Source organism: Shewanella sp. 433, assembly GCF_059338565.1.
Window position 1 is genome coordinate 2583105 of the sequence record NZ_CM181703.1, and the last position, 13733, is coordinate 2596837.

General features: G+C 45.5%; 11 protein-coding genes. All 11 read right to left on the minus strand.

Translation table 11 applies throughout. The features are described from left to right. Positions 1 to 14: 14 nt before the first annotated feature. The 11 genes from AC5YB1_RS11360 to AC5YB1_RS11410 all read right to left on the minus strand — a co-directional run bounded on the left by AC5YB1_RS11360 (position 15) and on the right by AC5YB1_RS11410 (position 13533). Positions 15 to 1319 (minus strand): inosine/guanosine kinase, encoded by a 1305-nt coding sequence (locus AC5YB1_RS11360; RefSeq protein ID WP_494519262.1) that lies wholly within the window; start codon positions 1317 to 1319, stop codon positions 15 to 17. 328 nt (positions 1320 to 1647) lie between these two features. Then, positions 1648 to 2292 carry an adenylate kinase gene (gene adk, locus AC5YB1_RS11365; RefSeq protein WP_494519263.1) on the minus strand — a complete coding sequence of 215 codons (645 nt, stop codon included), beginning with the start codon at positions 2290 to 2292 and terminating at the stop codon, positions 1648 to 1650. 220 nt (positions 2293 to 2512) lie between these two features. Then, the gene (locus tag AC5YB1_RS11370; protein ID WP_475516694.1) at positions 2513 to 3358 is read right to left on the minus strand and encodes a co-chaperone YbbN; all 846 of its coding nucleotides are present in this window, start codon (positions 3356 to 3358) and stop codon (positions 2513 to 2515) included. Between the two features lie 71 nt (positions 3359 to 3429). Beyond that, a complete protein-coding gene (gene htpG / locus AC5YB1_RS11375; protein ID WP_494519264.1) occupies positions 3430 to 5349 on the minus strand; it encodes a molecular chaperone HtpG in 1920 nt (639 codons plus the stop codon). Between the two features lie 162 nt (positions 5350 to 5511). After that, positions 5512 to 6111, minus strand: a complete 600-nt coding sequence (gene recR / locus AC5YB1_RS11380; protein WP_494519265.1) for a recombination mediator RecR — start codon at positions 6109 to 6111, stop codon at positions 5512 to 5514. Between the two features lie 512 nt (positions 6112 to 6623). Beyond that, a complete protein-coding gene (locus AC5YB1_RS11385; protein WP_494519266.1) occupies positions 6624 to 7649 on the minus strand; it encodes a DUF2955 domain-containing protein in 1026 nt (341 codons plus the stop codon). Next, complete coding sequence (locus AC5YB1_RS11390) at positions 7639 to 8703, minus strand: HlyD family secretion protein (RefSeq protein WP_494519267.1); 1065 nt, start codon at positions 8701 to 8703, stop codon at positions 7639 to 7641. The genes AC5YB1_RS11385 and AC5YB1_RS11390 overlap by 11 nt, the downstream gene beginning before the upstream one ends. 242 nt (positions 8704 to 8945) lie before the next feature. After that, complete coding sequence (locus AC5YB1_RS11395) at positions 8946 to 9275, minus strand: YbaB/EbfC family nucleoid-associated protein (RefSeq protein ID WP_069672062.1); 330 nt, start codon at positions 9273 to 9275, stop codon at positions 8946 to 8948. A gap of 132 nt (positions 9276 to 9407) precedes the next feature. Next, entirely contained in the window at positions 9408 to 12107 is a 2700-nt protein-coding gene (gene dnaX / locus AC5YB1_RS11400; protein WP_494519268.1) for a DNA polymerase III subunit gamma/tau, read from the minus strand. Positions 12108 to 12377: 270 nt separating this feature from the next. Beyond that, the gene (gene apt / locus AC5YB1_RS11405; protein WP_494521629.1) at positions 12378 to 12932 is read right to left on the minus strand and encodes an adenine phosphoribosyltransferase; all 555 of its coding nucleotides are present in this window, start codon (positions 12930 to 12932) and stop codon (positions 12378 to 12380) included. A gap of 232 nt (positions 12933 to 13164) precedes the next feature. After that, positions 13165 to 13533: a YbaN family protein gene (locus AC5YB1_RS11410; protein ID WP_494519269.1), complete on the minus strand. Its 369-nt coding sequence runs from the start codon at positions 13531 to 13533 to the stop codon at positions 13165 to 13167. Positions 13534 to 13733 lie beyond the last annotated feature (200 nt).

Sequence of the window (13733 nt, forward strand, 5' to 3'; positions counted from 1 at the left end):
TGCTACTTGGGAATTCAACGCTCCCAGTATGCCTCTTCTAAACTGTCTTCTTTTTCTGGTAAGCCACGAGAAAGACGTGGGCTGTGCTGGGCTAGCACCTCATAAGCGACCCGGTTGGCATACTTACAGACTTGTGAAAACGAGGAGTAACATAACCCGTCGCGCTTATGTTTACTCGAACCTGGCACATTGGCTTTATGGTAGGTATTTGAGGCCAAATCATGGAGTAATGCAGCCAAAGCACCATCACCGGCACCATTAGTATTGCGGATCACTTCCGGCCCGCCCATATAAGGTGGAATGTGCGCAAACACCTTAATTGGGGTATCACAATCGTTTTTAAGTTTGGGTCTAGAAAACTCATAACGATTAAACTCAGGAATAATGCCCGGAAGCAAAGTATGGCTGGTTTCACGCTTTTCAGAATCTTCCGTATGGCCAGCCATATACAAGCCTAACGGACCCGCTGTGGTGAGCACCAAATCACACCATTCTAACGCGGCATCGCTAGCGCTTAACGGATCGCGAAAACCGGTTAACGCTTCGCCTTCATCTTCATTCATCGCTAAAATAGAGACATTGTCTTTGATGAAATTGATCCACCACTGTGGATCTTCTTCAATTAAAAAGCGCGTCCCTAGTGTCAACACCACAGGCACATCGGCCTCTTTGGCGTATTTGATGGCCGTTAACGCCGCATCCGTTATCTGATCGCCACCGCTGGCGCGCATCAGATAAGCCGTTAACACTAACGCCGATGAGCTCTGCACCACCTCTTTATCGATAAACTCAGGGGTCAACTTATCCATTGCCCCCTTACTGATAGCAAAGGTGCGCTCACCACAAGCAGAGATTAAGGTAAAACAGCGACCAATAGGGCCATCAACCGGTTGCAGGTAATTTAAATCCACTTTTGAAGAGGTGTTACAGAGGTAGCGATAGGCATAACTGCCCACTTCAATATTGTTGCTCATGACCCCAAATAACACCGAGCGATCGTCAGCTAAGATAGAGTAGTTGTGTACGGTATTGCCAATGGTACCGCCGGCAAACTCGTCACTTATCATGTTAGATTGCTTAAGTTCGGTATAAAGTTGGTGCGCCTTCTCATCGTCAATAAGCGTCGAATTACCTTTGGGTAATCCATAGCGGCTAAGCAACTCATCTTCGACTTTGGCTTCGATATCGACCAAGGTTTGATCAATACCACTGATATGGGTAGTAATATGTTGTGGCTGCAGGGTTAACTGCGCTAATAATGGATCGCGATTTTTAACTGGAAAGTAATGCTTAGACTTACGTTGACCAGGAAACTTCATACCTAACTCACTTGTGTCGCATCCATGCAAAATCGAATTGAAGTAAATAGTAAACCAGACCCTCTTAATTCACTATTTACAGAACTGAGTCAATGAAAACGACCACAGCCCTTACCCTACTAAAATGGCGGCAGATTTTACCATATAAAATGCGACTAAGCAGTGATTTATACTACGGTAATGACATTGAATGACTAACAAAACAACCAAAGGACACGGCTAAATCGTAACCATAGAGACTTAAACGCAAAAAGCCCACCGAAGTGAGCTTTTATACTGTATTACATCTGTAAGCGACTGTAAGTACACTGCCGCTAATCAAGACTAATTAGCCGATCGCCTTAACAATGGCATCACTGACAGAGGCAACGCTTTGGGTGCCGTCAAACTTATTGTAAGTCAAGCCACCTTTGGCTGCGAGGGCACCATAATATTCAATCAATGGCTTAGTTTGCTCATGATAAATCGCAAGACGCTTACGCACTGTGCTCTCTTCATCATCAGGGCGAATAGCTAAATCTTCACCTGTTACATCGTCCTTGCCTTCCACTTTAGGTGGATTAAACACCACGTGATAAACACGGCCTGAACCTGGGTGAACACGACGTCCGCTCATGCGCTTAACGATCTCTTCATCTGGCACATCGATTTCAATCACATGATCGATTTCGATGCCGCTAGCCGCCATAGCATCCGCTTGTGGAATAGTGCGTGGGAAGCCGTCCAACAGGAAACCTTTTGCACAATCGTCTTGTGCAACACGCTCCTTAACTAAGCCAATAATCAGCTCATCAGAAACCAATTGCCCTGCATCCATCACTTTCTTTGCTTCAAGGCCAAGTGGCGTTCCCGCCTTAACCGCGGCACGTAACATGTCACCCGTTGAAATTTGTGGCACACCATATTTTTCCATGATGAACTGGGCCTGAGTACCTTTACCGGCACCTGGGGCACCTAATAGCATAATGCGCATCTGAGAGTCCTCTTATTTCGCATAGAGTTGATTATTAGTTTTGATGATTCAATTAGAATTATTTTTATCATTGGGCGGCGATCTTCGCACATATGGCCGCCCTTTTGAAGTGAAGAAACCGGGGTTTTAGTTCGACTTTAGGCTGATACAGTTAAATCAACTGGCCTTTAGTCATTAAGCAGCACTAAAAGCCAAGGAGCAGATAAAAAAAGCACAATGATTAGTACAGCAAGCTGTATAACTTGCGTCGATATTGATTAGCAATCGAATTACTTTGACCCATCGCCGTCAAAATATCCATAAATAACTGCTTCAACTCACCGTTATGTGCGCCGATGTCTTGTCGCAACACAGCAAATAACCTTTCCAGTGCCTCTTCATCTCGGTTAGCACCATGCAGGGCTTTTGCCAAAGAGAGCAGTAAACTCAAGTCTTGTGGATTGGCTTCGACATTGTCCATCAATTGACGAATTTCAGGTGTGTCGGCAGCATCGAGCGCGAGGGTTAATTTCGCTCGCAAGCTTTGATAATAGCCATCTTGATCTGCCAGCCCTACGCCATCGAGAAGCACTTGAGCTTGATTGATATTACCAAGGGTTAATAGCGCATCGGCATAGACCAAGGCAACTTCCGCTTGTTGATTGGCTTGATAGGCCTGCTGCAATAGCGGTAAGGCTTGCTCAACGTCATTTGTGGCGAGTAAGGTTTTCGCCTCTGCCAGTTGTAATTGCCAAACCTGTGGCAAATGCGGCTCAAACATGGCTTCAATTTGGGCAGGCTCTTGAACGCCAGCAAAGCCATCGATTGGTTTACCATCGCGCAACAGCAAGGTCGTCGGCACACTCTGGATCTGGAAATAATTCGCAATTTCCAGCTCTGCATCGCAATTGACCTTCGCGAGTACAAAACGACCCGCCTGTGCGCTGGCCATTTGCTCTAGTGTCTGTACCAATGTCATGCTTTCAGGGCTTTGCTGACTCCAAAAAGTCAACACCACCACCTGTTGCATTGACGCATCAACCACTTGTTGGATGTTCTCTTTAGTTAAATCCAATACCGTATCCATAAGATCCCTTCGCATAGATTAAGCGCATATAAGAAGAGGCAGTTAAACTGCCTCTTGCGTTTGACGGCTAATTACTTCATGCCCGCCAGCAACATCTTGTTCATTAACTTAATGAATGCCGATGGGTCGGCTAGGCTGCCTTTTTCAGACAATTGCGCCTGTTGTAATAATAGCTCAGACCATTGGCCAAACACCTCGTCATCTTGCTCGTTATCTAAACGTGCGACCAGCGGGTGTTCTGGATTAAGTTCAAACACGGGCTTGCTTTCAGGCACTGCTTGGCCAGCGGCTTGCATCAGTTTAATCATCTGCGATGACATTTCGCCTTCACCTGCAACCACACAAGCTGGGGTATCGGTCAAACGCGTGGTGACTTTAACGTCAGAAACCTTGTCACCTAACGCCGCCTTCACTCGCTTGATCAAGCCTTCAGATTCCGTTTCCAGTTTTTTCTGCGCTTCTTTTTCCTCGGCATCTTCAAGATCGCCTAACTCTAAGTCACCACGAGTGACCGAGTGCAACTGCTTGCCCTCGAACTCGGTTAAGTGGTTAATTAACCACTCATCGATGCGTTCGGACATCAATAGCACTTCAATCCCTTTCTTGCGAAGCAACTCAAGATGTGGGCTATTCACGGCCGCTTCATGGCTGTCAGCAACAATATAATAAATCTTGCTTTGGCCCTCTTTCATGCGGCTTACGTAATCACTGAGCGATACGGTATGTGCAGCTTCATTAGTGTGAGTCGATGCAAAACGCAGCAAACCAGCGATACGATCTTTGTTGGCAAAATCTTCAGCTGGGCCTTCTTTAAGCACTTGGCCAAACTCTGCCCAGAAAGTTTGATACTTTTCAGGCTCATTTTTTGCCAGTTTCTCAAGCATACTTAATACACGCTTGGTCACAGCAGTGCGCAGTGCGGTGGTTATCTTGTTGTCTTGCAAGATCTCGCGCGATACGTTGAGCGGCAGATCGTTAGAGTCAATCAGACCTTGCACAAAGCGCAAGTAGCTTGGCATAAACTGCTCGGCATCATCCATCACAAACACGCGCTGCACAAACAGTTTTAAACCATGTTTACGATCGCGATTCCATAGATCCCACGGCGCTTTTGCAGGGATATACAGCAAGCTGGTGTACTCTTGCTTACCTTCTACGCGGTTGTGGCTCCACATGAGTGGATCAACAAAGTCATGGGAAATATGTTTGTAAAACTCTTGGTATTCTTCGTCAGTCACGTCGCTCTTATTACGAGTCCAAAGCGCGGTGGCTTTGTTCATCGGCTTCCAGTAACCCTCGGTAGCTGGAATGGCCTCGCCACCTTCTTCTGTCGCTTCTTGCGCTGGCGTTCCCTCTTGCCACATCTCTACAGGGACAGAGATATGATCTGAGTATTTAGTGATGATTGAGCGCAAACGGTAATCATTGGCAAACTCTTTTTCCTCTTCACGAAGATGCAAGATAACCTCAGTACCGCGAGTCTCTTTTACTATGTTTTCAACGGTAAATTCACCTTCGCCAGCAGATTCCCACTGCACAGCTTCATCGGCAGCATGACCGGCAGCGCGCGTGCGTACGGTTACCTTGTCGGCCACGATAAAGGCAGAGTAGAAGCCTACACCGAATTGACCAATAAGCTGTGAATCTTTTGACTCATCGCCAGATAGGTTTTTAAAGAACTCCGCAGTGCCTGATTTAGCGATGGTACCTAAGTGTTCAATCACGCCATCGCGAGTCATACCAATACCATTATCTTCAATGGTGATGGTGCCCTTTTCACTGTCGGCGCTCACACGTACGCGTAACTCACCGTCACCTTCGTACAGATCATTATTGGTCAATGCTTGGTATCTGAGCTTATCGGCAGCATCGGCGGCGTTGGAGACCAATTCACGCAAGAAAATCTCTTTGTTAGAGTACAAAGAGTGGATCATCAAATTAAGTAATTGTTTGACTTCAGTTTGAAAGCCATGGGTTTCTTGTTGTGACATCGATTATTCCTTCTTAAATTTCACAAATGACGCTCTATGGCTTAAGAGATGGGGTTAGAATTTTGCTTTTCAAGTTTAAAGTTGTCAGAGCGGTTCATTTGCTCAAAAAAAATCCAGCATCAAGGTGCTGGATTTAAAAGAGTCACGATAAACCTATGATAATTACAGCGGTAAGCGCCCGTTGAATGACAAGGCTAATGTGGTGCTATCGACATATTCGAGTTCGCCCCCCACTGGCACACCATGAGCAATGCGACTGACATTAACAGCATGTTGCCGCGCCATGTCGGCAATAAAATGTGCCGTTGCATCGCCCTCCACTGTTGGATTAGTCGCTAAAATTAACTCGCTAATCTCACCGCTGGCCAGATGCTGCTCAAGTAGGCTGAGGCCTAACTCTTCGGGCCCGACGCCATCGAGGGGCGATAAATGCCCTAAGAGCACAAAATAACGACCAGAAAAATACCCGCCTGCCTCAATGGCTAACACATCCGCTGGGGTTTCCACCACACAGATAATATCGGACTGACCGCGTCGGCTACTGGCGCAAATAGGACACAAGGTCTCTTCAGTAAAAGTACGGCACGCGCTGCAGTGACCCACATCACTCATGGCACTGGTCAGCGCCTGCGCTAAGGTCTGCCCCGCTTTGCGATTACGCTCCAACAACTGAAACGCCATGCGCTGCGCCGACTTAGGACCGACACCGGGTAAACAGCGTAATGACTGAATTAACTCATCGACCAAGGGACTAAATTTCATAATTAAGCGGGCATCCTACTGGTTAAAACATAAAGCGTTATTAGCTATAGTGATAAGTCGTTCATTGACATGACCAATGGGTTCTCATCAAATTATGCGCAGGATATTATCATAAATCACCGGCATGATGAGCCCTAATTCATGACAAAATCATTAAGCTAATATTTAAAATTAAGCAATCAAAATGATTGCCTATCAAACTTAAACATTAATAGTATTCTTAACTGCTTTATTATTTTTAATTTCAGACTCTTAATAACAAAATGCAGCGTCGTAGCTCATAACTGCTATTACTCGACATTATCCAATACTCATCTGTGGCGAAAACTAAGGGGATTAATTGACATCACCTCTCATCGGATGCAGGAGATAAAATATTGACATCGAAAATCATATTCAGACTTGCCTTAGCTTTAACCACCCAGGCTTTATTTCTGCCCAAATTGCATCAATATCAATATGGGCTAGCCAAACAATTTTATACCTGCTAAGCCTAAGGTAAATAAAGATAATTAACCATTTTGTTTAATCGAGCCAGCGTCAGGTTCACTAGGCATTATCGGCTGAGCGGTTAAATTTAATACAACCGCACCTAGTATTATCGCAATGATTATCGACTCCAAGCGCAATAATTGAGCCGAAAAAGAATCGATGCCTTGGTGAGTAATGATCTGATAAATTAATACCGTGAAGTTGGTAAATAATAGTTGGTAAATACTCATACGAGCTTGACGAGCAATAGCATAGCAAGCCAATTGCAGTCCACAGGCTATCGCCGCGCCGCACAACAGCCAACCAGAAGCCCCTAATGCAGATAATAGCATCACAGGTAACGTAAATAAAATCCCTATCACAGTGGTGATAATTCGATTTTTACTATAAATACTGTGTTCATGAGGACTGGGGATCTTAATCATATTAGCTAAGGTGATCGCAATTAGGATAGTTTGAGAGCCACCCAATACGATAAACACCGCTAAAACCACACACATAATGCTAGCCTTAAACACAATAGTAGTAAGTGGTACTGCTACACCTATAATCTGATTTTCGTCAGGTAAAATATCTTGCTCGTCACCAGGAAACAGTATGAAGCATACATAGGTGATCACTAGCGCAATAATAAAAGCGGCAAACAACAGCCAGGGTAAACCATCTATTGGCGTACCAAACTGCTTTGTCATGACGGTCATAATGATCACAACAATTAGGACTAATGTAGACAAAATATCTTTAGGATCTTTATGGCTACGATAAAAACTCCAACACACCAATGACCAAACAAATAATCCATATCCGAAGGGTGAATCAAGTAGCAGTTGTCCCAACAAGACTAAACCAAAGCTGACAAACAATAGTACAACCAACAGCTTAATAAGTAAGCCTAATGGTGGTTTAGAGGGCATTAGGGTTAAAAAAATCACTACGAAAACTGGTGCTAATATTGGCAAAGGTGCGCCCTGATATAATAAGTACCACAGGAGTAAGATAGGCCCTAATACCAGCCTCAATATCGGATTAGCAGCGCTACGAAACATAAGTCCACACGCTGAAGATCTCCATCCACAATGAGGCCAACCATTCACCTATGGTGCTCTGCTCCGTAAAAAAGGCGACTGTCGCTTGGGATCCAAAACGAATATTGTGGGGCACAACACCACTTTCAAAAACAATATTAATGGGATAGCGCTGCGCTTTGATACCGCCAGTATCGGCAGTTAAAAAGCCAGTTGTTTGATCAATATTATTACTCCCCCCCGTTCCCCAGCCGATACTCTCCACCGAACCTAATAATACGCGCCCAGGCAAGGCATCGAGTACTACTTTGACTTTGTTGCCAGCACGAATGTGCTCGAGTGAATTCTCCCTTACTAAAGCAGATATCCACACACTGCGCGGATCTATAAAAGTGAGTAATGGTGAGCCTGCCGTTGCCTTTTGACCCACTGTCAGCTGGACATTAGTAACGATACCTTTTGAAGGCGCTATTACCGTGGTTTTTTGCAGATCTAATTGTGCTTGCTCTAGTTTGGCCATTGCCGCCAAGATATGGGGATTATCTTGCCCTGCTGGGCCTAAGTTTTGTTTGGCTTGTGCCAGTGAAGCTTCTGCCGCTTCAAGGCTGGCTTGGGTTCGCTCCCGAGCTTCAATTGCATTATCTAAATCAGCTTTACTTAACACGCCCTGATCTGCAAGTTCGATAATCCGTGCCGCTTGCTCTCTAGCATTATTACGGGCAGCTAATGCATCAACCACTTTGGCTTGAGCCACTTCAACTGCCGCCGTACTGGCACCAATATTTTGCCCAGCTAAGGCCAAGTTAGCTTGGGCCGCTTGAAAGTTAATTTGATAATTTCGAGGGTCGATACTAAATAATGGCTCTCCAGCCTGAACAATTTGATTATCTTTCACATTCACATCAATGATGTTGCCACTGACCTCGGTGGCAATTCTTACCAAATAAGCATGCACTCTCGCGTCGGCAGTGATCGGCGTGACGCGATCAGCCCACAGACTATAAAGCCAAACCATGAGCACTAATCCAATAAGATAAAAACTGAGTTTACGCGACGATTGTTCTGCTGCTGACATGCTGAATCACCTATTAGATATACTTAGCTTATAGTAAGCATATATCAATTTTACAACAAGAGGTTAACATCACAGTGGCGTGATAAAATATCGTATCCCGTCGATAGCAGTCATCCACTCTAATTTGAATAAACTTAAAAAAACAGAGTTAAAATACCGACATAAAAAAGCCTAAGGCAGGCTTAGGCTTTTAACAAAATCAGACCTTTGCAACCACAAAGGTCTGATTTAAAAATACTTTATTAGAAAGGCATCTTCATGCCTGGTGGTAGTTGCATACCGCCAGTCACTTCAGCCATCTTCTCTTTTTGATTTTCTTCAACACGGCGCGCTGCATCATTGCAGGCTGCTGCGATCAGATCTTCTAGCATCTCTTTATCGTCTTCTAGCAGGCTAGGATCGATGTCAACCTTACGAACGCTGTGAGAGCCTGTCATAGTTACTTTTACAAGACCCGCGCCGGCTTCACCCGTCACTTCCATACGTGCAATCTCTTCTTGCACTTTGGCCATCTTGTCTTGCATCATTTGGGCCTGTTTCATCAGGTTACCCATACCGCCTTTTCCAAACATATCGAGTTCTCTTCAATATTAAAAAACTGGCTAATCTTACTTAATTAGCACCAAGAAGCAATCAATGCTGATCACCAATCTACAAACTTATGATCTAAATACCCACGAACTTAATACACATCACGATTGCCATTATGACTCTGCTTTAGCAATAAAGTTCGATTTATTAATAAGCGCAATCGTCTTGCCACGTTGACCTAATCGCTCAGGGGCATAGCTTAAACTATCAGGCTCCATCTGCGCATTCATGGTCTCACTCAACCAGCGAATGTTATCATCATTAAGCAATTCATGATGCGCTAAGCCTAACAGTTCTCGGTGAAAACGCTGCCTGATCTCAAGCGGAGTCTCACGATTGGGCTCCATGCCAACGGTAATGGTAACCGTGCATTCGCCCTCTAAGGCTTTGGATAGCGCCGCTTCCAATTGCTGCACCGCGCTAGGTGCCGCCAAATGCTTTTGGTTGGGTTTTAATACGAGCGGCAACGGGTCAACAAATTGCTGACATACTGAGTTAACCGCTAATTGCCGTACCCTGCCCCCAATGTCGAGTGCCGACATGAGTCGGTACCATTGCAGATCGATTTCATTACCACTAATGTCAGCAGTAAGCGTGGGCAAGTGAGTCTGTTCACTTGCCTCAGGCATCTGCATACTGTCTTGATCAGCTTGAATATTTTCAGGCTCAGCTTGCTGGGACATCATTGTCTGTGTTGCAGCAGCTGACGTCTGAGCCTGGGTTAACTGCGACTCTGGCTCATGTGACGTGTCCGGCGTCGACAACGCTTTATCGTCTGCGGTTGGAGCTTGAGCCTGTACAGGCGCTTCCCATGGTGGCCTATCATCAAGCTCATCAACCATTACGCTATTGCTAGCCGTATGCTCAAGGGCAGAGGCTTGATCACTTTTATGAAGTAAAGAGGCTGCCTCGCTTACGACTGCCACCTGCTCATCAGCTTGAGATGATGGCGCTTCTCGCTTAGGCGGCACGAAGGCCTGTAGCCCCGCTTCAGGCTTTTTTGTGTCACTCTCCTTAGACGAGGTTTCATCTAAGTCGCTGAGCAATGATTGCCTCGCTGAAAGGACGGCATCGAGTACGTCATCATCTGAAAATAGATCAGCTTCTTGCTCAGGAGCCTTATCTAAGGGTTGCTCAGTCGGGGGGGCCGTCACAGGGGATTGAGCAGTGTCGTTGCTGTGCATTTGGCTAGCCAGGTAGGCTTCATAATCGCCAGGATCGGCGTCATTCACCGAGTCATAATCATCCAAATACTCTTGTGGCATCGAATAATCATCAACAGCATGAGGCGCCATTGAAGGCACAATAGCAGCATCAGTTAACTCGATGCTGGGTAAATTATCATCTGTTTCTTCAGCGGCAACGGGCACGCCCTGGCTTTGCGCTTGGCTTAAAATAAGCGCTTGCTCTGCAAGTAACGCTGTGTCGTCACAATCGATATTACCCAGCTCCTCTGCTTGAGTAGGCTCACTGGCCTCAGCGATATCGCGGCCATTGGGCTGATGTTTATCCTGCTCATCGCCCGCCTTATCGGCAGTATCAAGGGCAGGTTTGCTCACCTCAACACTGGGCTGACTGGCTAACGCTTGGCTTGTATCATTACTGCTAACATGGTCATGCTTAGCTTGACTATCATCACGTACCTTACTTGTCGCCACTTCAGCAGCGTTAGCAACACTGGTCGGTAAAATAACCTTATGATTAGCTTCCACTTGCCAGCGTTTCACTGGCGCTTCTGGGACAAAAGCGATAGCGCGCAATAACGCCATCTCTAATCCTGATTTAGGATCCGGTGCATGGGGCAGATCTTTACGCCCAGTTAAGAGTAACTGATAGTAAAGCTGCACTTGCTCAGGGCGTAGCTGCTCGGCAAACGCCTTGATCTGCTCGGCATAACGAGATAATTGCGCGGCGGCGGGAGCAAATTGGGTTAAGGTAATTTGGTGCAACAACTCCAGTAAGCTGCGTAACACCTCAAACGGATCGGCGCCATAAGAGAGCACTTCATCAGTCACCTGCATCAAATTAGCCACATCGCCATCACACAATGCATTGAGTAATACAATGACATAGTGCTCGTCTATAGTGCCGAGCATGGTTTGCACTTGACTAAGTTGCACCTGCCCTGCACCAAAGGCAATAGCTTGATCGGCCAGACTTAAGGCATCACGCATACTGCCGTTGGCGGCCTTAGCCAATAGTTTTATCGCGCCATCATCAAACGCGATATCTTCTTGAGCCAAAATAGTAGCAAGCTGCTGGCAAATCTCATCGAGTGTTAAACTTTTTAAGTTAAATTGCAGGCAGCGCGATAGTACGGTAACTGGCAGTCGCTGAGGATCGGTGGTTGCCAGCAAAAACTTCACATGTTCTGGTGGCTCTTCTAGGGTTTTAAGCAGCGCATTAAAACTACTGCGAGACAACATGTGCACTTCATCAATAAGGTAGACTTTATAGCGACCACGTGATGGCCGATATTGCACGTTATCGAGCAATTCACGAGTATCGTCAACTTTAGTACGCGACGCCGCATCGACTTCAATAAGATCAACAAAGCGCCCCTGGGCAATTTCAACACAGCTGCTGCATTCGCCGCATGGCGTGGCCGTGATCCCTTGCTCACAGTTGAGTCCCTTAGCAAATAACCGCGCTAAACTGGTCTTACCGACACCTCGGGTGCCTGAAAACAGGTAAGCATGATGTAAGCGGTTTTGTGTCAAGGCGTTGGTCAAAGCATGTAAAACATGTGACTGGCCGACAACTTGCTCGAACTTGGCAGGGCGCCACTTTCTGGCTAACACCTGATATGACATGGAACTCCCCAACTGTGTCATCAATCAATAACGGAACTCGCTTCCGACAATGGGCAAACAATAACACGCTAAGGCGTAACTCGCTAGCAAGCAGCAGCTTGGGTAAAGGTTATTTTTAACCATTAGGTCACTGTCGCAGCATGTTTAATCGATAAAATAAAAAAGTGGCAATGAGTGTTTGAAAATCAATCAGATAAATATGAAGTTAAAAACAAAAATGCTACGGATACTTCTGCACCGTAGCATATGAGGGGCTCAAAATGACCGTGATTATTCGCCGTCAAACTCGCACAATGTCATCAGCTCAAGATCTAAATCATTCAAACGTTGTTCACCGCCTAAATCGGGTAAGGAGATCACAAAGGCAGCATGGTTCACTTGACCACCTAACTTACGGATCAGTTTTACCGTCGCTTCTATAGTGCCACCGGTCGCTAATAGATCGTCGACAACCAACACCTTATCGCCAGCATTGATTGCATCGGTATGGATCTCTAACATATCGTGACCATATTCAAGCTCATAGCTTTCGGAAATGGTTTCACGTGGTAATTTACCCGGTTTACGCACTGGCACAAATCCTAGGCCGAGTTCTAATGCCAAGGGTGCTCCAAATAAAAAGCCACGAGCTTCGGTACCGACGACTTTGGTAAATCCACAGTCTTTGTATTGTTGCACAAACATTTCAATGGTTGCTTGATAGGCATTATGATCTTCCATTAGGCTGGTCACGTCGCGAAACATGATGCCTGGTTTCGGATAATCAGGAATTGTTTTAATGCTCTCTTTGATCAAGGCTAACTTGTCTATATTCATTGCTACCATCTTTGTCAATTAAACCCCTTTACGGGAAAAACTGACCATTAAGGTCAGTTCAATTAGAATTTTCGCTAAAGCTTAAGCCCCTTTGGCAAGGGTTGCAACAACGAGTGTCACAAAGCGCAGTCAAGACTGACGTGCGATATCATCATTAGTCACTTAAGTCGTATTATAATGCGGCACTATTGCAAGCTGACGTCACTCGGCTTTTACCCAATAAACAAAACGTCACAACCTGTTACTCTTCCAACTCTGGGATCTGACGTAAATAAAGCAGTAATAGTGTTACCATGCACAGCAACATCACTTTCACCCATAGTAGTGGCACTATGGCGATACTAACACCAAAACTTAAGCTAGTTGCCACGTAAGCCTTACGTTTTAAGCCCCTGCGCATAGCGCGTTTGCTTTCCCAATCTTGCAACGCATCAGCAAACCAAGGGTGGCACAGCAACCAAGCATGTAAACGACTGCTCGAACGGGCAAAACAAAACGCCGCTAATAGAATAAATGGCACTGTTGGTAATAAAGGGACAACAATACCAATAATGCCTAATAACAAACTTATCAGGCCAACCATTAACAACAAACCACGCTTAAGCGCCATTAAACCCCCACATAAAAAACCACTCGACAATGAGTGGTTAGTATACCTGAGTTCAGAATTGAGACTACAGCAGTTGTAGTTGCTTCAACCAAGATAAGGTGGCTGGTAATGTTGGCAGCATCAATACGAGCAAAAATCCAACAAAATAAACAAGATTAAACGGGTCTTTAAACGGCTGACTCATGACTTCCTCACTCGAA